The organism is Mesorhizobium sp. M0058, assembly GCF_040323095.1.
In the GTDB taxonomy this organism is placed as follows: Bacteria; Pseudomonadota; Alphaproteobacteria; order Rhizobiales; family Rhizobiaceae; genus Mesorhizobium.
In genome coordinates, this window is sequence record NZ_JAMYUQ010000011.1 from 41,574 (window position 1) to 64,899 (window position 23,326).

The window sequence follows — 23,326 nt, forward strand, 5'->3', positions numbered from 1 at the left end:
TTCGCAAAGCCGCACTCTTGCGCAAACAGGTTCCAGCCGAAAGGATCATGCGGTGGGACAGACGGTTTTCATCCCTCGCGAGCTCGATGCCAGCGAGCCTCGTGTGGCGGCCTCGCCCGATACCGTGAAGCGGCTGGCGGCGCTGGGCTTCGACGTCACCGTCGAGACAGGCGCCGGCACCAGGTCGCGCATTCCAGATGAGGAGTTCGCCAAGGCGGGCGCCGCGATCGGCAAGGCTTCGGATGCGAGCCGGGCGGATGTGGTGCTGAAGGTGCGCCGGCCGATCGACGCCGAGCTGAAGGGCTACAAATCGGGTGCGGCGGTCATCGCCATCATGGATCCCTACGGCAATGACGCCGCGGTCGCGGCGCTTGCCGAGGCTGGGGTCACCGCCTTCTCGATGGAATTCATGCCGCGCATCACCCGCGCCCAGTCGATGGACGTGCTGTCGTCGCAGGCCAATCTCGCCGGCTACCAGGCCGTGATCGACGGCGCATCGGAGTATGACCGCGCGCTGCCGATGATGATGACGGCGGCCGGCACCGTGCCGGCGGCGAAGATCTTCATCATGGGCGTCGGCGTTGCCGGCCTGCAGGCGATCGCCACGGCGCGCCGTCTCGGCGCCGTCGTCACCGCCACCGACGTTCGTCCCGCCGCCAAGGAACAGGTGGCGTCGCTCGGCGCAAAGTTCCTCGCCGTCGAGGACGAGGAGTTCAAGGCGGCCGAGACCGCCGGCGGCTACGCCAAGGAAATGTCGAAGGAGTACCAGGCCAAGCAGGCAGCGCTCACCGCTGAGCACATCGCCAAGCAGGACATCGTCATCACCACGGCGCTGATCCCCGGCCGTCCGGCGCCGAAGCTGGTGTCGGCGGCGATGGTCGCCTCGATGAAGCCGGGCTCGGTGATCGTCGACCTCGCCGTCGAGCGCGGCGGCAATGTCGAAGGCGCAGTTGCAGGCCAGGTGGTGACCACGGCCAATGGCGTGAAAATCGTCGGCCACCTCAACGTGCCCGGCCGCGTCGCCGCATCGGCCTCGCTGCTCTACGCCAGGAACCTGTTCGCCTTCCTCGAGACGCTGGTCGACAAGACCAGCAAGACGCTCGCCATCAACCGCGAAGACGATCTGGTCAAGGCGACGATGCTGACCGACGCTGGCCGCGTGGTGCATCCGGCCTTCGCCAAGGCGGCGGAACAGCCCCATGTCGAACCGGCGGCCATTCCGGCGGAGACCATGGTGGCTGATGCCACGCCGAAGAAGGCTGCACCGAAAAAGGCGTCCGACAAAGCCACTGCCGGCAAGTCCGCCGCCAAGCCGAAGGGGATCGCGTGATGGATCAGACCTTGCAGAAAGCCCTCGATCAGCTCGACCAGGCAAGTGCCGCCGTCCGGCTGGCTGTGCAGAACCTGGCCAACGCGCCCGGTGGCGCCGATGCGGCGGGCGATGCCGCGCACGCACTGTCCGGCGGCGCCATCGATCCCTTCGTCTTCCGCTTCGCCATCTTCGTACTTGCGATATTCGTCGGATACTACGTCGTCTGGTCGGTGACGCCGGCGCTGCACACGCCGCTGATGGCGGTCACCAACGCCATCTCCTCGGTCATCGTCGTCGGCGCGCTGCTGGCCGTCGGCATCTCGGCCTCCGGCATTGCCACCGGCTTCGGCTTCGTCGCGCTGATGCTGGTCTCGGTCAACATCTTTGGCGGCTTCCTGGTCACCCAGCGCATGCTGGCCATGTACAAGAAGAAGGACCGGTAGAGAGCCATGAACGCCAACTTCGCGTCCTTCCTCTACCTGGTCTCCGGCGTCCTGTTCATCATGGCGCTGCGCGGCCTGTCGCATCCGACCACCAGCCGCCAAGGCAATCTCTACGGCATGATCGGCATGGGCATTGCCATTGCCACCACGCTGGCGCTGGCGACTCCGTCCGCCGGGCGCTTCGGCCTGATCGTGCTTGGTCTGGCCATCGGCGGCGGCGTCGGCGCCGTTACAGCGCGCCGCATCGCCATGACTTCGATGCCGCAGCTGGTTGCCGCCTTCCACTCGCTGGTCGGCCTTGCCGCCGTCATGGTAGCGGCAGCCGCCATCTACGCGCCGGAAAGTTTCGGCATCGGCACGAATGGCGACATCCACGCCCAGGCGTTGATCGAGATGAGCCTTGGCGTTGCCATCGGCGCCATCACCTTCACCGGCTCCGTCATCGCCTTCCTCAAGCTCGATGGCCGCATGTCGGGCAAGCCGATCATGATCGGCGGCCGTCACATCATCAACGCGGTCCTCGGCATCGCGCTGATCGTGCTGATCGTGCTTCTGGTCACCACCGAGGCCAAGCTGGTGTTCTGGCTGATCGTCGCGGCGTCGCTGGCGCTCGGCGTCCTCTTGATCATCCCGATCGGCGGCGCCGACATGCCGGTCGTCGTCTCGATGCTGAATTCCTATTCCGGCTGGGCCGCCGCGGCACTCGGCTTCACGCTTGGCAATCTGGCGTTGATCATCACCGGCGCGCTGGTCGGCTCGTCCGGCGCCATCCTGTCCTACATCATGTGCAAGGGCATGAACCGATCGTTCATCTCGGTCATCCTCGGCGGCTTCGGCGGCGAGACCGCGGCGGTTGCCGACGACGGCATCGAACGCACGGTCAAGCAGGGCTCGGCCGACGACGCTGCCTATCTGATGATGAACGCACAGAAGGTCATCATCGTGCCGGGCTACGGCATGGCGGTCGCCCAGGCCCAGCACGCGCTGCGCGAAATGGCCGACAAGCTCAAGGCCAATGGCGTGGATGTCAAATACGCCATCCACCCCGTGGCCGGCCGCATGCCCGGCCATATGAACGTGCTGCTCGCCGAAGCCAATGTTCCCTATGACGAAGTGTTCGAACTGGAAGACATCAACTCCGAGTTCGCGCAGGCCGATGTCGCCTATGTCATCGGCGCCAATGACGTCACCAATCCGTCCGCCCGCGACGACAAGTCGTCGCCGATCTACGGTATGCCGATCCTCGACGTCGACAAGGCCCGCACCTGCCTGTTCGTCAAGCGCTCGCTCGGCTCGGGCTACGCCGGCATCGACAACACGCTGTTCTACAAGGACGGCACCATGATGCTGCTCGGCGACGCCAAGAAGATGACCGAGGAAATCGTCAAGGCCATGGATCACTGACCCCGCCGCAACCTTCCACTGGAAGGTTGTCGGTCCATCATCGGAAACAAAAAAGCCCGGTTCGACCGGGCTTTTTGATGTTGAAGACCGGTTCAGCGGCTGGTCAGGAAAACCGCTTCCTCGTCGTCGCGCTGCCTGCCGCCCAGTGCTGCCGCAGCGCTGGCGATGAAGGCGCCGATAACCAGCGACAGGGCGCCAAGCAGTGCGAAGGTGGCGCTGCCTTTCCGTGCGGCGTCGGCGGCCTGCTTGGCCTTGACCTTGGCGTCCTCGACCCTGGCCACCAGGGCGTCGACACGCGCCTTGGCGTCAGCCTCGGAAAGCCCGGTGCGGGCGGCGACCAGCTGCGACAGATAGGTCTTGTCGTCAGCCGAAATTTCGCCTGCCGCCGCACTGGCGATGAGGATGCGCGAAGCCTGCCCGGCCGCAGCCGCATCGCTGTCCGGATTGGCCGCCGCGAGCCTGGCGGCATCAGCCGGACGGAACAGCGTATCCACAAGATAGGACGTTGCATTGTCGGCCGGTGCGCTGCCGGCATTGGCGGACGCGCCGGCCGAAGCACCCATGGCGGCGCCTGAGGCAACAGTAGAAGCCGCCTGCACGCCTGAACCAAGCACTGCCGACAGCGCCGACCCGAGAATGCCGACGACCAGCAATGTCGCCAGCGCCCAGGCGAGGAGGCCGTGCGCGGTGTCACGGAAATAGACCTCGTCGGTGTGGATGCCGACCCATTTGGTGCGCAGGCGTCCGGCAAGATAGCCACCGACCCCGGAGGACAGCCATTGCACGATAATGAGCCAGATCGCGCCGGACACCGCGAAGGTGGTCAGCGAGGCACTGGCGCCGGACCACGGCGAGACCATGGTCAGCCCCAGCCCCGAACCGAGCAGCATGAGGATGAAGGTCAGCGTCGAGGCCGCGAAGGCGCCGGCGACGATCGGACCCCAGCTCACGGCCGTGGCGGAGGATTCTGTTGAAGCAGATACGTCGACAGCCGATACGGTGGACTGCATCGACGCCTCCTACCGTACGAACAGCATGATGAGAATGATGATCGGGATCGGAATACCGAGCAACCAGAGCAAAATACCGCGTCCCATAAAGAGCCTCCCTGCGAGAAATTGATCGATGTCGTCACAATGTTCCTGAGCGATTTCCGTTCCGAAGGGCAATGAAATGATTTGCTTGCCGGGAACGGAACTATTTTCCGCGCGGCCCGAGGCACGACTGCGAAACTGTGGATCGGTTCACGGAGTTCCACATGGGCTGCCGTGTATTGTTGGCTCGGTGAGCCGGGGGTAGCATGAGCGATCCCGCCGTCGGATGTCGTCAACGGAGACGCTGATGCCCAAGACTGTCGGATCGCTGGCTTACAAAAAGGCGCAGCCCGGCCAGGCGGTGGTGATCGTGCACGGCATGGGCGAGCAGCGGCCGATGGGTACGCTGAGGGGATTCGTCAAGGCGGTCTGGAGCAGCGATCCCACCCGTGCTCCACCCTACGCCCAGATTCCCGATCCGGCCGTTTCCGGCGCCACGATCAACCAGAGCTGGATCACGCCCGACAGCCGGACCAAGTCACACGAGCTGCGCCGCATCACCACGCCCTACGACGTCGATGGCCGCCGTACCGATTTTTACGAGCTTTATTGGGCCGACATCACGCAAGGCACGACGCGCGGCCGGCTGGCCGCCTGGGTGACGAACCTGTTGTGGCGCAAGCCCGCCGACATTCCGCTCGACGCCCGCAAGCTTTACGTCGCCACACTTCTGATCGTTATCGTCATTCTGGGCGCAGCACTCGTGCTGGCAACATCGGTCTGGCAACAGGCCGTTACCTTGACGATCGGCCTGATGATCACCACCCTCGCTTCTTTTGTCATCTGGGCGGTGGATCAGTTCGCCCTGCCCTATTTCGGCGACGTCGCCGCTTATGTGCGCGCCGAGGCGGCGACGATCGAGAAGCGTGCGCTGATCCGCGACAGAGGCCTGACGTTGCTCAAGACGCTGATGAAGGACGATGCTTACGACCGCATCGTGCTGGTCTCGCACAGCCTTGGGTCGATCATCGCCTATGATTTGCTGCAGATCCTGTGGGCCGAGTTCCGGCCGCGAAGGCTGGAAGCGGTCCGCGACAAGGCCAAACTGGCGGCGGTCGAGGCCATCGACAAGGCAACGCTCGGCTCTGATGGGTCAGCGTGGCCAAAGAATCTTGAAGACCTCGCCGGGTTCCGGCGCGGCCAATGGGCGCTCTACCAGCAGCTTCGGACCAAGGACGCCGACCACCCGCTGCCCTGGAAGATCAGCGATTTCGTCACGCTTGGCAGTCCGCTCTCCCACAGCGAATTCCTGGTGACCTACAATCTCGCGGAATTCAGGCGTGGCCTTGCCGAGCGCCTGTTCTCGGCCTGCCCGCCGATTGCCGATGACGGGCGCGCCGGCGGCACCGTGCTTTACCAGGAAGGACACAGCCAAGCAGGCAAGGCGCAGCGCGCGGTGCATCATGGCGCGGTGTTTGCGGCAACGCGCTGGACGAACGTCTACGACCGCGGCAATGGCTGGGCGACAGGCGATCCGATTTCCGGTCCGATGACGGAAAATTTCGGCCCCGGTGTGGAGAACATCCAGGTCGAGCTTCGCAGCTCACTTGGCCGTATCTTCACCCACACGCTTTATTGGTCATCGACGGCAAACGGCGTCGAAATCGCCCCGCCGGCGGGCACCGCGCCGCGCTCGCATCTGCAAGTGCTGCGCGACGCGGTGGACCTCGGGCGAAAGCTGGAACCGAGTTGAGTGGAGATTGACTGAAGCCCCTCAACTTCGTCATCCTAGGGCGAAGCAGGAGCGAAGCTCCGTCGCGAAGACCCTGGGATCCATTCCGTGGCCTCGGTCGAATGATGCAGCGGCGTAGAATTCTGCACCGTTTCAAGGACTTAACCTCACGGCATGGATCCTAGGGTCTGCGCTGCGTCGCTGCGCTCCTTGCTCCGCCCCTGGGATGACGAAGCGATGGGCGCCCAGCCATCAAATGTCCAGATTGGCAACTGACAGCGCGTTGTCCTGGATGAATTCGCGCCGCGGCTCGACCTCGTCGCCCATCAGCCGCGAGAACAAGCTGTCAGCATCGGTGGCGTCATTGACCTTGACCTGCAGCAGCGAGCGCACATTCGGGTCGAGCGTGGTTTCCCACAGCTGCTCGGCATTCATCTCGCCGAGGCCCTTGTAGCGCTGCATGGTCAGGCCCTTGCGGCCGGTCGCAAACACCGCGTTGAGCAGCGCCAGCGGCCCCGAAATGGTTTCGGAGACATCCTTGCGGCGCAGCACCGGCGGCTCGCCATAGACCTCCATGAGGCGCGGGGCATAGCGGTCGAGCTGGCGTGCGTCGGCTGAATTTATCAGCCCGGCATCGAGCTGCGCGAATTCCTTGACGCTGCGCACCGTGCGCTCGAACACGTAGCCGCCGACGCCCTCATTGGAAGTCGACAGCCGGCCGGTCCAGCCGCGCTCGGTGTCTTCGGCAATGATGTCGAGGCGCTGGGCGACGCGCTCGGCCATGGCGTTGGCGCGGCCGAGATCGTTCAACACGTCGGCATTGAGCGCGCCGGCGATCGCCGCCTGTTCGACCACGCCCCTGTTGTAGCGCGTATGCAGCCCGTTGATGAGCTGGCGTACTGCCAGTGCATCGTCGATCGAGCCGCGCAGATCCTGTCCGGCCCGCGCCTCGCCGGAGGCAAGCGTCAGCGACGCCTCTTCCAGCCCGGAGCCGATCAGGAATTCCTCGAAGGCGCTCTCGTCCTTGATGTATTGCGAGCTTTTTCCGCGCGTCACTTTGTAGAGCGGCGGCTGGGCGATGTAGAGATGGCCACGCTCGATCAGCTCCGGCATCTGGCGGAAGAAGAAGGTGAGCAGCAAGGTCCTGATATGGGCGCCGTCGACGTCGGCGTCGGTCATCAGGATGATCTTGTGGTAGCGCAGCTTGTCGGCGTTGAACTCGTCCTTGCCGATCGAGGTGCCGAGCGCGGTGATCAGCGTGCCGATCATCTCGGAGCCGAGCATGCGGTCGAAGCGGGCGCGCTCGACATTGAGGATCTTGCCGCGCAACGGCAGGATCGCCTGGTTCTGGCGCGAACGGCCGCCCTTGGCCGAGCCGCCGGCGGACTCACCCTCAACGATGAAGATTTCGGATTTCGCCGGGTCGCGCTCCTGGCAGTCGGCGAGCTTGCCAGGCAGCGAGGTGACGCCGAGCGAGCTTTTGCGGGTGATGTCGCGGGCCTTGCGCGCGGCTTCGCGCGCCGCAGCCGCCTGGATCACCTTGTCGATGACCACCTTGCCCTCGGTCGGGTGTTCTTCCAGCCAGGTGCCAAGCGCCTCGTTGACCAGGCCTTCGACCACGGGCCGCACCTCTGACGAGACCAGCTTGTCCTTGGTCTGCGAGGAGAATTTCGGATCGGGAACCTTGACCGACAGCACCGCCGTCAGGCCTTCGCGGCAGTCGTCGCCGATCAGCGCCACCTTTTCCTTCTTGGTCAGGCCCGACGATTCGCCATAGCCGGTGATCTGGCGCGTCAGCGCGCCACGGAAGCCGGCCAGATGGGTGCCGCCATCGCGCTGCGGGATGTTGTTGGTGAAGGCCAGCACGTTCTCGTGGTAGCTGTCGTTCCACCACATCGCCACTTCGACGGTGATGCCGTCGCGCTCGGCCTTGATGGCGATCGGCTTGTCGATCAGCGGTTTCTTGACCCGGTCGAGATATTTGACGAACTCTTCCAGGCCGCCATCATAGTGCAACTCGTGGCGCACGAGATCGGCATGGCGGGCATCGGTCAAAATGATGCGCACGCCGGAATTCAGGAAGGCGAGCTCGCGCAGCCGGTGCTCCAGCGTGCCGAAGTCGAACTCGACCATGGTGAAGGTTTCGGACGACGGAAAGAAGGTGATCTCGGAACCGCTGCGGCCCTCATAGGTGCCGGGCTGCTTGTTCTGCTCATAGCTGCCGGTCGCCTTGAGCGGCGCATCGGCATTGCCATGCGTGAAGCTCATCTCGAAAATCTGGCCGTTGCGGCGGATTTTCAGCTTCAGCCAGGCCGACAACGCGTTGACCACCGAGACGCCGACGCCGTGCAGGCCGCCAGACACCTTGTAGGAATTCTGGTCGAATTTGCCGCCGGCATGCAGCTGCGTCATGATCACTTCGGCCGCCGAAATGCCTTCGCCAGTGTGAATATCGGTCGGAATCCCGCGGCCATTGTCGATAACGGTGACCGAACCGTCGGGATTGAGCGTCACCGTGACCAGATCGGCATGGCCGGCCAGCGCCTCGTCGATGGCGTTGTCGACCACCTCATAGACCATGTGATGCAGGCCCGAGCCGTCGTCGGTGTCGCCGATATACATGCCCGGCCGCTTGCGGACAGCGTCCAACCCCTTCAAAACCTTGATGGAATCGGCGCCGTATTCGGCCTCAGCGCCGTTGGCGTTGTCGCTTTGATCGCTCATGAAAACCTGTCTGATTGATGCCGCATGCTCAGCGCGAAAAAATGGCTTCGAATCACGCCGCTTTGATGTCCTAGATATAGGCGCAAAAGGCGGTTTTTCCAAGGTTTGCGGGCATTTCAGGGCTGAATCCCGAGCTGGCAGCCGGCTATTTTTTCGCGGCTTTCAATTTGGCCAGAAGACGGCGCAGATATTTGATCGTGGGTTTGTCCCTCGGCGCCAGTTTGCCTGTGCGGTCAAGCTCCAGCGTCAGGTCTAGCGCCTGCGACAACACAGCCTTCGGATTCTTCGCCACATAGGCATAGTTGATATAGGCCTGTACCAGATCGAATTGCCAGATCGCATTGTCCGGATCGGACAGGGCCAACCGCTGGCGGATGGCCAGGCTGGCTTCGAAGGCCTTCTTCGAGCCCTCATAGTGGCGCTGCTTGGTCTCCAGCAGGCCTATTTCCTCGAACGTGATCGACAGGTCGCGCTGCCAGTCGGAATTGCCCGGGTCGAGATTTGCCAACCGGTCGGCAATGACGAGACTGTCCTGGTAGTTCTGCAAAGCACCGGCGATATCGCCCTGGGCATCAAACACGCCGGCAATTTTTTCCAGACAGACCGACAGGTCGCGCTGCCAATCGGTGTTGCCTGGGTCGCTGGCGGCAAGGTCTCGCGCCGTGGCCAGCGCCTGCTGGTAGGCCTCCAACGCGAATGGCCAGTCCTTCTGGTCGCCGTAAGCATTGCCGATCTTGGCGTAACCGACCGACAGGTCGCGCTTCAAATCGGTGTCGTTTGAGTCGCGGCGCACCAGCGCTTCGGCGATTATTTGGCTCTTGTTGTAGGCGTCGAGCGCGCCCGCAGCGTCGCCACGCTCGCGCAGGACGTCGCCGATCCTTGTGTAGCTGACGGAGACGGCGCGCTGATGCCTGGGGTCGTCGGGGTTGTTCTGCGCCAGCGCCAGCCGAATTCTCAGGCTCTCTTCGAATGCAGTCTGGGCGCCATCCAGCTGGCCGGCGGTACGGGCAAGACCGCCGATTTCGTCGTAGGTAATGGTCAGGTCGCGCAGCAGATAGACGCTGTTCGGCTCGGCATCGGCCAATTGCTGCTTGATGGACAGGCTTTGCTGGTAGGCCTGGGCTGCCGCACCCAGGTCGCCTTGCGTGGCCAGCACATTGCCGATCTTGTCATTGGCCATGGCGAGATCGCCGAGCCAGTCCTTCTTGTCCGGCACGTCTGTGGTCAGGCCCTGCAACATGTCCCTGGCCGCCTCATAGTTTTGCAGGGAGGCCGGCAGATCGCCTTGCGCCATCTTGATGTTGGCGAACTTGATATGGCCGATGGCGAGGTCGCGCTTGACGCTCGGATCGGTTTCCTGGCGCGCTCGCTGCTCAAGATTGGCGACCAGCGCCGCAAAGGCGCGGCCGGCGGCGTCGGTGTTGCCGACCGTTGTGTAGAGGATGCCGAGCTCTTCCAGCGTGCGGCTTTGGCGGTCGGCCTGTTCCAGGCTGAGCGAGGTCTGCCCGGCTTCGCCATAGAGCGCCAGCACCGTTTCATAGTCCTTGATGGCGGTTGCATAGTCCAGGGTGGCACGCGCCGCGCCGCCCGAGAGAAATCGCGTCGCGGCTTCGGACAGGGTGCGGCTGACGAAATTGGCCTTCAACGCCTGGCGCGAGACATTGTCGACGTCGGCGGCCTTGGCGAGGATCACGCGTGCACCATCGAAAGCGCCGAGCGCCAACTGTTCCTCGGCCTGGCGGCGCAGTTCGGTCACCTGCGGGTCGTCGGCGGCCAGCGTCTTCATCTCGCCGCGCACCTTGACGAAGGCGTCGGCCGCCTCGCGCAGCTTGGCGTCCAGGCTTTCGCCGGAGAGATGGCTGGTGTCGGAACTGATCAGCGCGCCATAGAGCGGCGCCAGCGGCATGTCGGCATCGCTGGCGACCCGTTCGACCGCGCCGCGCATTTCCGGCGTCACACCGGCCATGGCAAGCAACAGCCGCTCGCGCTCCGGCAGTTGTTCCTTGGCCGCCGAGGCGAAGAACAGCTTCGGCAGCCCGCTCTCGACGTAGGGCAGCTGTTTTCCGCGCGAAAGGTCGTAGACCTCCTGCTGCACCAGCGTCAGCACCGAGCGGATTTCGAGCCCGTCGGTGCCGAGGTATTTGATCAGCGCCGCTGTAAAGGGCGAATTCGCACCGGTACCGTCGGCAGCCGTCTCGCCGGGCGCCGCCGAAAAGGCGAACAGGATGTTTTCCGCCTTGCCGACGCGTCCGAGGCCCGGCTTGATCTTGTCCACCAGGTCCTTGATCAGCGATGTGGCGCCACGCCCGTCGCCGTTGCCGCCTGTGAACGGATCGCTGCGGCAGGCGTCGAGCACGATCAGCCCGACCTTCGCCGTGGCGGCAACCGCATCGCGCACTTCCTCCAACGGCAGGCTGGTCTTCTCCAGCTGGTCGAGCGAGGAGGCATCGGCATCGACCGGCAGAAGACGGTTGTCGCCGGAGATTTCGACGCCATGGCCGGAGAAATACACCAGCGCCACGTCGGCGCCCATGGCGTCCTCGCGAAAATCGTCGAGAGCCCGGCGCATGCGCCTGAGATCACGATTGGTCTCGACCACGACCTCGAAGCCGAGCGTCTTCAGCGCCACTTCCATCACCTCGCCGTCATTGACAGGATTGGCCAGCGGCCGCACCAGCCGGTAGTCGTCCTCGGCAATGACCAACGCCACGCGCCGCTCCGCCACCGCTGTGGCGGTGGTCGCAAGCATCAACAGCAAGGCAAACAACAGGCGCAAATCGAACCGCCCCCGGCTCAGTCACCTGCCGACCATTCCACCTCTTTATGGCATGAGCAAGCCGGGGCCGGCTGCGTTACGTAGCCCGCATCGGCTTCAGCGCCCCGCTCCAGCGCGAGAGCTCGTCCAGCATGGTCTTGGTCCCACCCTCTACCTGCTCACTAGCCTGGAAGGAGCCGTCGCTCTCCAGCAGTTTCTGATACATCGGCAGCGCGACGCCTTCCGAGATGGGCATGACGCCCACCGCGGTCAGCAGCGGCTTCAGCGCCTGCGCGGCGCGCAGGCCTCCGGAAACGCCGCCATAGCTGAAGATGGCGGCTGGCTTGTATTTCCATTCGCGCGCAAGGTAGTCGATGGCGTTGACGATCGCAGGCGCCACGAAATAATTGTACTCCGGCGCCACGAACACGAAAGCGTCGGCGGCATCAATGACCTTCGACCAGGCTTTGGTGTGGTCGTTCTGGTAATTGCCGAGCCTGGGGTGATGCGGCTCGTCCAGAACCGGCAGATGGAACGTGGCAATGTCGGTCAGCACCGGTTCGAATTTGCCGTGCTCGCGGGCAAAATCCTCCAGCCAGTGGGCGAAGACCGGCCCGGCGCGGCCCGGCCGCGTGCTGCCGATTATGATGTTCAGCTTGTGCTTCAAGCGGACTCTCCTGGGCGATTGGCAGTAGCTGTTGGTAACTGTCACCTATGGCAGAGTGTCCAACCGGACAAGCCGCAACGGTTTCACCGGCGGTCACGATCCGATGAACACACCGTCTGTCGGGCACACCGGGCGCTGCAGCGTTTCAGTTTGCCGTTCGGTCACATGGACGCCCGGATTGCCAGCCACTACATCTGAGCTATCAGCGGAGCACCTCATGGACACGCAGCCCGTCCCCTTCGTGCCGCCGGCGCCCAGGCCGCGCACGACGCCGCCTTCGACGCTGGAGATGATGCGGATCGTCTACCGCAATCCCCTCGAACTCTGGGGCGAGCACACCTACAACGAACCCTGGATTTCGGCGAATGGCGTCGGCGGGCATCTGATCGTCGCCAACGATCCCGGCCTCATCCGCCACGTGCTGATCGACAACGCCAAGAACTACAAGATGGCGACGGTGCGCCAGATGATCCTGCGGCCGATCCTGCGCGACGGGCTGCTGACCGCCGAAGGCGAGGTGTGGAAGCGGTCGCGCAAGGCGATGGCGCCGGTGTTCACGCCGCGGCATATCTTCGGCTTCGCCGAGCCGATGCTGCGCCGCACGATGCAGTTCGTCGCCCGCTACGAGGAGGGCGGGATGACCGATGTCGCCCATGACATGACGCTGCTCACCTACGATATCCTGGCCGAAACGCTGTTTTCGGGCGAGATTGCGGGCGAGCCCGGCAGTTTCGCGCAGGAAATCGACCGCCTGTTCGAAACCATGGGCCGTGTCGATCCGCTCGACCTGTTGCGCGCGCCCGAATGGCTGCCGCGGCTGACCCGCATCCGCGGCCGCAAGACCATGGCGTATTTCCGCAAGATCGTCACCGATACAGTCAAGATGCGCGAGGAGCGGCTGAAGCGCGACCCCGACACCGCGCCGCAGGATTTCCTGACGCTTCTGCTGCGCGCCGAAGGCCCCGACGGGCTGACGCGGGCGGAAGTCGAGGACAACATCATCACCTTCATCGGCGCCGGCCACGAGACCACCGCGCGGGCGCTGGGCTGGACGATCTACTGCCTCGCCGAAGCGCCGTGGGAGCGCGAAAAGGTCGAGCGCGAGATCGATGCCGTGCTGGCGCGCGAACCCGACCCGACGAAATGGCTCGACGCAATGCCGTTCACCCGCGCCGCCTTCGAGGAGGCGCTGCGGCTTTATCCGCCGGCGCCGTCGATCAACCGCGAGCCGATCGAGACGGAGACCTGGAACGATCTGGTGCTCCCCAAGCGCGCGGCCGTACTGGTGATGCCTTGGGTCGTCCACCGCCACAGAAAACTGTGGGACATGCCCGACGCCTTCATGCCCGAACGCTTCCATCCGGGAAACCGCGAGAAGATCGACCGCTTCCAGTATCTGCCGTTCGGCGCCGGTCCGCGCATCTGCATCGGCGCCAGCTTTGCCATGCAAGAGGCGATCATTGCGCTGGCCATCATGCTGTCGCGCTTCCGCTTCGATGTGACCGCCGAGACCAAGCCGTGGCCGGTGCAGAAACTGACGACACAGCCGCAAGGCGGCCTGCCGATGCAGGTGACGCGGCGCGTTTAACGGCGCAACGCCTTGTTACGCGATGCCGGCGGGCTTGCGCTGGAACTGGCCTGCGGCGCGGAAGCGCCAGAGATAGCTGGGCAGGATTGTGCCGATAGACTGCGGCTGGATATCGAGGCCGGCAAGGTTCCGGTTGGCCTTGTTGGCCTCCTCCGACACAATGTTGGGCTGGCGCAGCAGCAGCACCTGGTCTTTGGTCAGCAACGGGTTGGGCAGCAGGCCGAGGATCGAGGCCTGCAGATTGGCCATCCACCACGGCACCGGCACCAGGAGCCGCTTGCGCTCGATGACGGTGAGCAGCTCTTCTATGCACTGCTTGAAGGTGAGCACTTGCGGCCCGCCGAGTTCATAGATCTGGCCGCCCTTGATCTTGCCCTCGACCGAACGCGCCACCGCTTCGGCGACATCGCCGACATAGACCGGCTGGAACTTGGTCTGGCCGCCGCCGATCAGCGGCAGCACCGGCGAATAGCGCGCCATGTCGGCGAAGCGGTTGAAGAAACTGTCCTCGGGTCCGAAATTGATCGACGGACGGAAGATGACGGCGTCGGCGATCGTCTCCAGGACAGCCTTTTCGCCGAGCGCCTTGGTGCGCGCATAATCGGACTCGGCGTTGAGGTCGGCGCCCAGCGCCGAAATATGGGTCAGTCCTGCGCCGACCGAGCGCGCGGCTTCGGCGACGGCGCGGGCGCCGAATTCGTGCACGGTGTTGAATTTCTGCCGGCCGCTTTCATGCGGGATGGCGACCAGATTGATGACATGGTCGGCGCCCTGCACGGCGCGGTCGACGGACCAGCGCACGCGCACATTGGCCTGCACCGGCTGGATCTGGCCGACATTGCCGAGCGGCTGCAGATGTCCCGCGAGATCGGGCCGGCGCACCGCCACCCTGATGCGGTAGCCGCGCTTGGCCAGCGCCCGCACGATGTGGCGGCCGACGAAGCCGGAGCCGCCGAAGACGACCACGAGCTTGGGGATCTGCAGGATTTCGGTCATGGCTGGCTCCGGCGCTCGAAAGCTTGGCTGAAGCCGTTTCATAGTCCGTTTTGGGCCAAAGGCAAAGGGTGACGCGTCGTCGCTGCCACCCTCTTATAGACCCTTCAGAACGCCTCGCCGATGCGCGCGTCGAACGACTGGCGGTTGCCGCCGCGGATGACGAAGAACAGCAGGATCGCCGCCCACAGCAGCGACTTTTCAGCGCCGGAAAAGCCCTGGCCGACAGTGATCCAGTGGAACCAGACGGTGACCAGCAGCACGATCATGCCGGCAAAGGCGGCGGGCCGAGTCAACAGGCCGATGGCGATCAGAATGCCGCCGAAGAATTCGGTGCAGGACAAAAGCAACGACCAGAACGCGCCGGGATAGAAGCCGAGGCCCTTCGACCATCTCGGCGCCGAAAGGGTTGGTGATCTTCTGCGAGCCGTGAATGGTGAGAAACCCGCCGGCGACGACGCGCAGAAGGGTTTCGGCGCCATCATGCAGCGACGAATACAGGCGGCCAAACACCGGAATGATCAGTCTGCCGCGGGAGCGTCGGTGGTTGCGGACATCGTAGCTCCTGTTGTTGTGATGACCTCTCGCAAACGCCCGATGGTTCCGGCAAGTCAAGTTAACACGAACGCAGAAAACCCCGCCGAAGCGGGGTTTTCCGGGTGACGCAACTGTCGGGACAGAGCGCAACGCGGCGGATAACCTGAGACGGCATACGCCCGCCCGGGCCCTAAACGCATCCGACAGAAGACACCGACCGGGCAAACCCGACCCGGCAGCTATTGGTCGTTGCGATCGGTAGAAAGGTTCAGCCAGGTCGCGTAAAAATTCGTTGTCGCAGGACTGCTTCAGCCCGAATAGCGCTCGGCGAATTCGGAAATGCGCTGCACTACGGCTTTGGAGGCATTGATGCCGCGCGCCTGCGCCTTCTCGGCCGCTTCGGCCCGCGCCCGGCCCGGCACGTGCACGCCAAAGCGCCGGCGCAGCCGGTCGAGCTGGTCCTTCATGCGCTGCTCGAAATCCGGGTCGAGCAGCTTGGGCTCGACAGCGAGCACGAACAGGCCGGTTCCGGGGCTGTCCGGTCCGCCGGAGAACCACGGCGCGTCGAGCGACCAGTTGGCGCCCGACAGGCCGGCAGCCAGGACTTCGACCATCAGCGCGATGTTGGCGCCACGCTGGCCGCCGAAGGCCAGCATGGCGCCCTTCATGGCCGCGGCCGGATCGGTGGTCGGATTGCCGCTGGCGTCCAGCGCCCAGCCTTCGGGGATCTTCTTGCCGTCCTCGGCCGCCTTGCGGATGTTGACGAAGGCGGTGGCGCTCGACGACTGGTCGATGACCAGCGGCGCGCCATCGGCGGCGGGTGCCGCAAACGACATCGGGTTGGTGCAATAGACCGGCTTGACCGAGCCCGAGCCTGCCAGCACCGCCGGCCCGTTGGTGGCGGCGAAGGAGACCAATCCCAGCTGCGCCAGACGCCCAGTGAAATAGCCTAGTGCGCCGCAGGTATAAGCGTTCTTCTGCGAGAAGATGGCGACGCCGAACAGCTTTGCCGCCTTGGCGAGGTCGTCGATGGTGCGGTCGAAGCCGGTATGGGCGAGGCCGCCACGCGCATCGGATTGATAGACGGCGAGCGCCGGCCTGGTGATCACGGGATCGGCATTGCCGTCGATGCGGCCGGCTTCCAGCGCTTCGAGGTAATCGATGAAATGGGTCAGCCCGACGGTCGAAAGCCCTTCCGCCTCGGCGGCAATGATCGAGGCGGTGAGCGACTTCGCCGCCTCCTCATTGGCGCCGGCGCCGAGCGCCGCCATCCGGCACAGCCCTGTTGCCTGGTCGAGAGAGAGTTGCATGGTGCGGACCCGATTGGTGGTGAGTGATTAGGGAGTAGTCAGTAGGGAGTAGCGAAAGCAAGCGGTTTCCCGGTCATATGCTGACTACTCACTACTGCCTACTCACTATTCCCTAGCCCACCTTGTTCGGTATGCGCGCCTCGATCTTGCTGAATGCAAACACCAGTATGCCGGTGATGATCATGTAGATCAGCGCCAAAAGCAGCAAGGGTTCGTAGGTGAGGTAGGTGTCCTGCCGGACCTTGGACGAGACTGCGAAGATGTCGATGACGCTGATCGTCGCCACCAGCGGCGTCGACTTCAGCTGCAGCACGGTTTCGCCGGTCAGCGTCGGCAGCGCCCGGTAGATGGCCTGCGGCAGCCAGATGCGGCGGAAAATCTTCCAGCGGCTCATGCCGAAAGCGCGGGCCGCCTCTAACTGCCCCTTCGGCACGCCGGCAAAGGCGCCGCGCATCACTTCGCCCTCATAGCCGGCGAAGGACAAGGTCAGCGCCAGCACTCCATAAGGCCAGGCTTGCCTCAGATACGGCCACATCCAGGATTCGCGGATCCAGGGAAATTGCGGAAACAGCGAGCCCAGCCCGTAATAGAGCAGCCATAGCTGGATCAGCAGCGGCGTGCCCCTGATGACGGTGCAGAATGTCCTGGCGGGCGCGGAAAACCAGAAAAAGCCGGCGGCCTGCGCGAGCCCGAGCGGCACGGCGAGCAGGAAGCCGAGAAAGCAGGTGACGGCCAGGATCCACAGCGACCGCCAGATGCCGAGAAGCCCCATTTCATAATATTGCGGCAGCCAGTCCCAGCGCATGAAGAAGGCGGCGCTCAGCACCAGCCCGATCGCGATCAGGATCAGCACGATGCGATGCGGCTGCAGCCACAGCGACGTCCGCGCGGCAACATTGATGATGATCGCTTCTCCGGCCATCAGCGCGCATCCTTGAGCGACGGCATACCGCGCCGCGACCAGGCCTCGAGGCGGCCGATGAGCAGGTTGGAGACCAGCGACAAGATGAGATAGAGCACGCCCGCGGCGAAAAAGAAGGTGAAATAGGCTTTGGTGACGCCCGCCGCCTGCCGCGTCGCCAGCGCCAGTTCGTAAAAGCCGACGACTGCCAGAAGGGCCGTATCCTTGGTGGCGATCAGCCACAGATTGGCGAGCCCGGGTATGGCGAAGGGCAGCATCGCCGGCAAGGTGATGCGCCGCAGCATGAGCCCGGGTGACATGCCATAGGCGCGAGCGGCTTCGATCTGGCCCTGCGGTATGGCCAGGATGGCGCCACGGATCACTTCGGTCGAATAGGCGCCCTGGACAAAGCCGAGCACGGCGATGCCTGCCGCAAGGCCGCTGACGTCGACGCGCTGGTAGCCCATTGCCGTCAGCGCCTGGTTAATCAGGTCTGTTCCGGCATAATAGAGCAGCAGGATCAGCACCAGTTCGGGCACGGCGCGCACGATGGTGGTGTAAACCGCCAGCAAGTCGCGTACGACCGGCCCGCCGTAAAGTTTGCCAAAGGCGCCACCGGTGCCGATCAGGAGACCAAGGACCGTGGCGCCGAGCGCGATCTCGATCGAATGGAGCAGCCCAAGCAACAGCGTGCCGCCCCAGCCCGGCGGATTGGGCGAGAGAAGTTCTATGATGCCGGCCGCCGAGGCCGAAAGAAGTGCGTCGATCAGCGTCGCCCCCGGATTGCTGGCTTCAACCACCGCCGACGGCAGCGTCGGTGGCAGCATGTCTGGGAAAGGTCGGGCAGGAGGGGCATGGCGTTGGCGCCGTGCCCCTCAGCTCATGCGAGGATCGTCAGTTCGACTGCGCGCCGCCACCACCGTAAATGTCGAAATCGAAGTATTTCTTCGATATCTCGTCATATTTGCCGTTCGAGCGGATCGCCTTGATGCCGGCGTTGATCTTGGCCTTAAGGTCGGTGTCTTCCTTGCGCACGCCGGCGCCCACGCCCGGTCCGAGCACTTCATCGTCCGGAGCCACCATGCCCTTCAGATCGCAGCAGGCCTTGCCCTGGTCCGACTTCAGGAATGCGTCGAGCGCGATCGAATCCGCCTGGACGGCGTCGAGGCGGCCTGCGGCCAGATCGTTGTTGGCTTCGTCCTGGGTCTGGTATTCCTTGATCTCGGCGGCCGTGGGGCCGAAATGCTTCTTGGCATAGGCCGAATGGGTGGTCGACACCTGCACGCCGAGCACTTTGCCCTTGAGATCGTCCGGCGTGGCGCCGAATTTCTGGTCCTTCGGGCCGATGATGGCGGTCGGCGTGTTGTAGTACTTATCCGAGAAGTCGATGGTCTTCTCGCGTTCGGCGGTGATCGACATCGAACTGGCGATGACGTCGATCTTCTTGGTCGTCAGCGCCGGGATGATGCCGTCCCAGGCGACAGGCGTGATGACGCAGTCGAGCTTCTCCTCGGCGCAGACGGCGTCGATGAACTCGATTTCCCAGCCAACCCATTTGCCGGAAGCGTCCGGCGAGGTGAAGGGCGGATAGGGCTCGGCGGCGACACCGATCTTGACCGGATCGGCCTTGGCCACGCCCATGGCGGCAACGCCGAGCAGCAGCGCTGCGGCGAATGTTTTCAGAACAGTCTTCATGTCACGACTCCCAGTTTGTTGTTGGTTCCCGGTTTTCTTCCGTCCCGGCTTGTCCTAGCCGATGTTGCGGATGAACTGCTTCAGCCTTTCGGATTTCGGTGCGCCGAATATCTGCTCCGGCGGCCCCTCTTCCTCGACCAGCCCGTTGCAGAGGTAGACGACATGGGTCGCGACCTCGCGGGCGAATTTCATTTCATGCGTGACCAGCACCATGGTGCGGCCCTCGCGCGCCAGGTCGCCGATCACCTTCAGCACCTCGCCGACCAGCTCCGGGTCGAGCGCCGAGGTCGGCTCGTCGAACAGCATGACGCGCGGGTTGATGGCCAGGGCGCGGGCGATCGCCGCGCGCTGCTGCTGGCCGCCCGAGAGATAGGCCGGATAGACGTCGCGCTTTTCGGCCAGGCCGACGCGCGCCAAAAGCTTTTCGGCTTCCCTGATCGCCACGTCGCGCCTGACGCCCAGCACATGCACCGGAACCTCGATGACGTTCTCGATCAGCGTCATGTGGCTCCACAGGTTGAAGTTCTGGAACACCATGCCGAGCTTGGCGCGGATGCGTTCGATCTGCCGGCGGTCGGCGGGCACGGTGTGGCCGTGGCTGTCGGCCTTGAGTTTGATCTCCTCGCCATTGACGCGGATGATGCCGCTGGTCGGGTTTTCCAGGCAGTTGATGCAGCGCAGCAGCGTCGACTTGCCGGAACCCGAGCCGCCGATAATGGCGATCACCTCGCCGTCGCGCGCCGACAGCGAAACGCCTTTCAGCACATGCAGATGGCCGAATTTCTTGTGCAGGTTCTCGACATGGATGGCTTCGGCGGCGCCGTCCTGCGCCTTGCCGGATTGGACTGCGGCGGTTCCCGCCGCGCTCACCGGGGAACCTCTGCCACAGGGTCCACGGCAGATCGTCGAACGTCTATCCGGCTAATCAACATACGCTGTAATGCCCACTCCAGACTTCAGCATGGACCCAACAGCGCGAGCCCGTCAATCCCGCTCATTACGGCACTTGCGGCCTTATTGTGCAAGTGTATAAATAGCCTCCGATGAAAATTTTTCCATTTTTTTCACCTTGAACACGGCATTGAAAAGGGCACTGATGAGCGCTTTCGGATCACAATCCATGGCGGCGCCGTTGCGGCGCGTGCTGATGCGGTCGGCGGCCAATGCCATGCGCGGTGCCGACCGGGCTACCTGGCACTATGGCCCGGGTTTCGACCCGGCGAAAGCGGCGGCGCAGCACGCGGCTCTCGCTGAGCTGGTGACGGCGTCCGGCGCCGAAATCGAATGGATCGATGACAAGGCCGACGGGCTGTCGGATTCCGTATTCACCCACGACCCGTCGCTGATGACCGACCGCGGCGCGCTGATCCTGTCCATGGGCAAGCCATTGCGCGCCCGGGAGCCATCGCTGCATGAGGAAACCTACACACGCCTGGGTATTCCCATCCTCGGCCGCGTCCAGGCTCCCGGCCAGGTCGAAGGCGGCGATTGCGTATGGCTGGATGCCAGCACGCTGGTGATCGGGCGCGGGGTGCGCTCCAACCAGGAAGGCATACAGCAGGTTTCCAACCTGCTGACGCCGCTCGGCATTTCCGTCTACGGCTTCGATCTGCCGCTGTGGCAGGGCGAGGAGGCGTGCCTGCATCTGATGTCGGTGATCAGCCCGCTGGCCGACGACCTGGCCCTGGTCTATTCACCGCTTTTGCCGGCGCCGTTCTATCAGTTGCTGAAGGCGCGCGGCATCCGGCTGGTGGAAGGCGACGCCGAAGAGTTTGCCGCGTCCAACGGCCTCAGCCTGAACGTGCTGCCGACCAGCCCGCACAAGGTCATTGCCGTCGCCGGCTTTCCCAAGACCAAGGCCGCGATGGAAGCCGCCGGCTGCACGGTTCAAATCTTCGAGGCGGATGCCCTCTGCATCGCCTGCGAAGGTGGGCCGACATGCCTGACGCGGCCCATCCTGCGGCAATGAATGAGCGCCGCAAGTTCCGCCGCGAGGGCGAGGAGCGGCGGCGGCAGGATTTGATCGACGCGACCCTGGACAGCGTGGCCGAACATGGGCTGGAGGGCGCCAGCCTGCGCACCATCGCACTGCGCGCCGGCGTCACCGCGGGGCTGATCCGGCACTATTTCCCCGGCAAGGAAGACTTGCTGCAGGAAGCGTACGCGGCGGTGATGGGCCGTATGACCGAGCAGGCGAAGGCAGCATTGCTCATGGAAGACGCCGCGCCGCGCCAGCGCCTTGCGGCCTTCGTTACCGCCAACCTCAACGCCCCGATCATCGATGCACGCGTGTTTTCGCTCTGGGCAACCTTCATCGGCCGCGCCGGCGCGGATCCGAGCCTGGCTCGCGCCCACCGCGAAGGCTATCTTGGCTTTCGCAACGAGGTGGAAGCAGTCGTTGCTGAAGTGCTCGGCGCCGAGCAGCGCAGGCCAAACGCAAATGAACTGCGCCGCCATGCCATTGCCATCAACGCGATCATCGACGGGCTCTGGATCGAAGGCTGTATGGCCGCAGAGATGTTCTCGCCTGGCGAATTGGCGGCGATCGGCGTCAAAGCCATAGAGGCCGAGCTCGGCCTCGCACCGCAAAAGGGAGAGAAGCCATGACCACCATCGGCGAAGCGCTGATCACGCTGCTCGAAGCGCATGGCGTCGACACCGTTTTCGGCATTCCTGGCGTCCACACTGTCGAGCTTTACCGCGGGCTGGCGCGTTCAAAGATACGCCATGTCACGCCGCGTCACGAACAGGGCGCCGGCTTCATGGCCGACGGCTATGCCCGTGCCAGCGGCCGGCCGGGCGTTGCCTTTGTCATCACCGGACCGGGGCTGACCAACACCATCACCGCAATGGGCCAGGCGCGCGCCGATTCGGTGCCGATGCTGGTGATTTCGGGCGTCAACGCGATGCCGACGCTGGGAAAGGGGCTGGGCTTCCTGCACGAACTGCCGGACCAGCGCGGCATGATGGAGAAGGTGGCGCTGTTTTCGCAGCGTGTCACCGAGGCCAGCGAATTGCCTGGCGCTTTGGCGCGGGCCTTCGCGCTGTTTTCGTCGTCGCGGCCGGGCCCCGTCCATATCGAGATCCCGACCGACGTCATGGTCAAACCGGCCAACGGCATCGCTGCTTCGCTCACCAATGCAGCGCCGCCGGCGCCGGATGGCGCAGCCATTGCCGAGGCAGCCAAACTGATCGCAGCCGCGCGCCGGCCGCTGATCCTTGCCGGTGGCGGCGCCAAGCGCGCCGAACAGCCACTGCAGCGCCTGGCCGAGCGGCTCGGCGCACCTGTCGTCCAGACCGCCAATGCGCGCGGTCTGCTGCACGCGCATCCGCTTTGCGTGCCGGCCAGCCCCAGCCTGAAGGCGGTGCGTGCGCTGATGGCAGACGCCGATCTGGTCATCGCCGCCGGCACCGAATTCGGCCCGACCGACTATGACGGTTACAGCGACGGCGGCTTCGTGCTGCCCGCCAATCTGATCCGCATCGATATCGGCGCCGACCAGCTCGCCCGCCGCCCGGTGAGCGTCGGCATCCAGGCCGATTGCGCGGAGGCGCTTGGTGCACTGCTAGGCGCGCTCCACCCTGATCATGCCGCAGCGAAGGACGGCGAGAGCCGCGCAGCCGCGTCGAGGAAGGCGGCCTTTGCCGAGCTCAGCCCGGCCTATGCCGCGCAGGTGCGTGCGGTGGAAACCATCCGCGACGCACTGCCGGGCGCCATCATCGTCGGCGATTCCACGCAGCCGATCTACGCCGCCAATCTCTATTACGACCATGACCGGCCAGGCGGCTGGTTCAACGCCGCCACCGGTTTCGGCGCGCTCGGCTACGGGCCGCCGGCGGCGATCGGCGCAGCGCTCGCCACGCCCGGCGTGCCGGTGGTTTGCCTCACCGGCGACGGCGGCTTTCAGTTCACCTTGCCGGAGCTGGGCGCGGCGCTCGATGCACCCGCACCGGTCATCTTCGTCGTCTGGAACAACAGAGGCTATCGCGAGATCGAAACGTCGATGCTCGATGTCGGCGTCGAGCCGGTCGGCGTGTCCCCGGCGCCGCCGGATTTCTGCAAGCTGGCCGATGCCTACGGCATATCAGCCGAACGGCTTGCCGGTACTGCCGGTCTCGCCGATGCGCTCAAACGCGCACGCGCAACGGGCATGCCTCACGTCATCGAAATCACCATCGACTGACGCCTGGCCGCGCGCCGTACGTCCATGCGCGGGGGTCGGAAGGGGCG

At 64.5% G+C, this 23,326-nt stretch carries 19 protein-coding genes and 1 pseudogene; 8 read left to right on the plus strand and 12 right to left on the minus strand.

The window, feature by feature from the left end; all coding sequences use genetic code 11:
- Window positions 1-52: 52 nt before the first annotated feature.
- Genes NKJ75_RS19790 through NKJ75_RS19800 form a run of 3 tightly spaced genes read left to right on the plus strand, consistent with a single transcriptional unit; the run spans window position 53 to window position 3,159 of the window.
- Window positions 53-1,330 carry a Re/Si-specific NAD(P)(+) transhydrogenase subunit alpha gene (locus NKJ75_RS19790; protein ID WP_352500072.1) on the plus strand — a complete coding sequence of 426 codons (1,278 nt, stop codon included), beginning with the start codon at window positions 53-55 and terminating at the stop codon, window positions 1,328-1,330.
- Entirely contained in the window at window positions 1,330-1,755 is a 426-nt protein-coding gene (locus tag NKJ75_RS19795; RefSeq protein ID WP_032885960.1) for a proton-translocating transhydrogenase family protein, read from the plus strand. The genes NKJ75_RS19790 and NKJ75_RS19795 overlap by 1 nt, the downstream gene beginning before the upstream one ends.
- A 6-nt stretch (window positions 1,756-1,761) precedes the next feature.
- Entirely contained in the window at window positions 1,762-3,159 is a 1,398-nt protein-coding gene (locus NKJ75_RS19800) for an NAD(P)(+) transhydrogenase (Re/Si-specific) subunit beta (RefSeq protein ID WP_023671337.1), read from the plus strand.
- A 92-nt stretch (window positions 3,160-3,251) separates the two neighbouring features.
- Here NKJ75_RS19800 and NKJ75_RS19805 read toward each other — a convergent pair whose 3' ends face one another.
- Complete coding sequence (locus tag NKJ75_RS19805; RefSeq protein WP_352500073.1) at window positions 3,252-4,169, minus strand: hypothetical protein; 918 nt, start codon at window positions 4,167-4,169, stop codon at window positions 3,252-3,254.
- Window positions 4,170-4,500: 331 nt separating this feature from the next.
- Between NKJ75_RS19805 and NKJ75_RS19810 the strand changes: the two genes are divergently transcribed.
- Window positions 4,501-5,946 carry a hypothetical protein gene (locus tag NKJ75_RS19810; protein ID WP_352500074.1) on the plus strand — a complete coding sequence of 482 codons (1,446 nt, stop codon included), beginning with the start codon at window positions 4,501-4,503 and terminating at the stop codon, window positions 5,944-5,946.
- A 231-nt stretch (window positions 5,947-6,177) separates the two neighbouring features.
- Here NKJ75_RS19810 and gyrB read toward each other — a convergent pair whose 3' ends face one another.
- From gyrB to NKJ75_RS19825, 3 genes are all read right to left on the minus strand, one after another.
- A complete protein-coding gene (gene gyrB, locus NKJ75_RS19815) occupies window positions 6,178-8,649 on the minus strand; it encodes a DNA topoisomerase (ATP-hydrolyzing) subunit B (RefSeq protein WP_352500075.1) in 2,472 nt (823 codons plus the stop codon).
- A gap of 145 nt (window positions 8,650-8,794) precedes the next feature.
- Window positions 8,795-11,425 (minus strand): caspase family protein, encoded by a 2,631-nt coding sequence (locus NKJ75_RS19820; RefSeq protein ID WP_352500076.1) that lies wholly within the window; start codon window positions 11,423-11,425, stop codon window positions 8,795-8,797.
- Window positions 11,426-11,501: 76 nt separating this feature from the next.
- On the minus strand, window positions 11,502-12,071 hold the full coding sequence (locus NKJ75_RS19825) for an NADPH-dependent FMN reductase (protein WP_023745825.1): 570 nt from the start codon (window positions 12,069-12,071) through the stop codon (window positions 11,502-11,504).
- A gap of 217 nt (window positions 12,072-12,288) precedes the next feature.
- On the opposite strand from NKJ75_RS19825, the gene NKJ75_RS19830 reads away from it, so the two are divergent.
- On the plus strand, window positions 12,289-13,659 hold the full coding sequence (locus tag NKJ75_RS19830) for a cytochrome P450 (protein WP_023729734.1): 1,371 nt from the start codon (window positions 12,289-12,291) through the stop codon (window positions 13,657-13,659).
- A gap of 15 nt (window positions 13,660-13,674) precedes the next feature.
- Here NKJ75_RS19830 and NKJ75_RS19835 read toward each other — a convergent pair whose 3' ends face one another.
- From NKJ75_RS19835 to NKJ75_RS19870, 8 genes and pseudogenes are all read right to left on the minus strand, one after another.
- The gene (locus NKJ75_RS19835) at window positions 13,675-14,655 is read right to left on the minus strand and encodes a complex I NDUFA9 subunit family protein (RefSeq protein WP_023729735.1); all 981 of its coding nucleotides are present in this window, start codon (window positions 14,653-14,655) and stop codon (window positions 13,675-13,677) included.
- A 104-nt stretch (window positions 14,656-14,759) separates the two neighbouring features.
- A pseudogene (locus NKJ75_RS19840) lies at window positions 14,760-15,209 on the minus strand (DoxX family protein).
- 288 nt (window positions 15,210-15,497) lie between these two features.
- Entirely contained in the window at window positions 15,498-16,499 is a 1,002-nt protein-coding gene (locus tag NKJ75_RS19845) for an Ldh family oxidoreductase (RefSeq protein ID WP_023745829.1), read from the minus strand.
- Between the two features lie 112 nt (window positions 16,500-16,611).
- The gene (locus NKJ75_RS19850) at window positions 16,612-17,421 is read right to left on the minus strand and encodes an ABC transporter permease (RefSeq protein WP_023745830.1); all 810 of its coding nucleotides are present in this window, start codon (window positions 17,419-17,421) and stop codon (window positions 16,612-16,614) included.
- Window positions 17,421-18,086, minus strand: a complete 666-nt coding sequence (locus NKJ75_RS19855; RefSeq protein ID WP_032893169.1) for an ABC transporter permease — start codon at window positions 18,084-18,086, stop codon at window positions 17,421-17,423. Before NKJ75_RS19855 ends, NKJ75_RS19850 begins: the two co-directional genes overlap by 1 nt.
- Before the next feature lie 208 nt (window positions 18,087-18,294).
- Complete coding sequence (locus NKJ75_RS19860) at window positions 18,295-19,095, minus strand: transporter substrate-binding domain-containing protein (protein WP_023671323.1); 801 nt, start codon at window positions 19,093-19,095, stop codon at window positions 18,295-18,297.
- A gap of 54 nt (window positions 19,096-19,149) precedes the next feature.
- Entirely contained in the window at window positions 19,150-19,965 is an 816-nt protein-coding gene (locus NKJ75_RS19865; protein ID WP_023671322.1) for an ABC transporter ATP-binding protein, read from the minus strand.
- Window positions 19,966-20,109: 144 nt separating this feature from the next.
- Window positions 20,110-20,265 (minus strand): hypothetical protein, encoded by a 156-nt coding sequence (locus NKJ75_RS19870; protein WP_196815015.1) that lies wholly within the window; start codon window positions 20,263-20,265, stop codon window positions 20,110-20,112.
- Here NKJ75_RS19870 and NKJ75_RS19875 point away from each other — a divergent pair.
- Genes NKJ75_RS19875 through NKJ75_RS19885 form a run of 3 tightly spaced genes read left to right on the plus strand, consistent with a single transcriptional unit; the run spans window position 20,192 to window position 23,279 of the window.
- The gene (locus tag NKJ75_RS19875) at window positions 20,192-21,064 is read left to right on the plus strand and encodes a dimethylarginine dimethylaminohydrolase family protein (RefSeq protein WP_023725952.1); all 873 of its coding nucleotides are present in this window, start codon (window positions 20,192-20,194) and stop codon (window positions 21,062-21,064) included. The genes NKJ75_RS19870 and NKJ75_RS19875 overlap by 74 nt on opposite strands.
- Window positions 21,034-21,702, plus strand: a complete 669-nt coding sequence (locus NKJ75_RS19880; RefSeq protein WP_023834789.1) for a TetR family transcriptional regulator C-terminal domain-containing protein — start codon at window positions 21,034-21,036, stop codon at window positions 21,700-21,702. Before NKJ75_RS19875 ends, NKJ75_RS19880 begins: the two co-directional genes overlap by 31 nt.
- Window positions 21,699-23,279 (plus strand): 5-guanidino-2-oxopentanoate decarboxylase, encoded by a 1,581-nt coding sequence (locus tag NKJ75_RS19885; protein WP_352500077.1) that lies wholly within the window; start codon window positions 21,699-21,701, stop codon window positions 23,277-23,279. Before NKJ75_RS19880 ends, NKJ75_RS19885 begins: the two co-directional genes overlap by 4 nt.
- The last annotated feature ends 47 nt before the right edge of the window (window positions 23,280-23,326 follow it).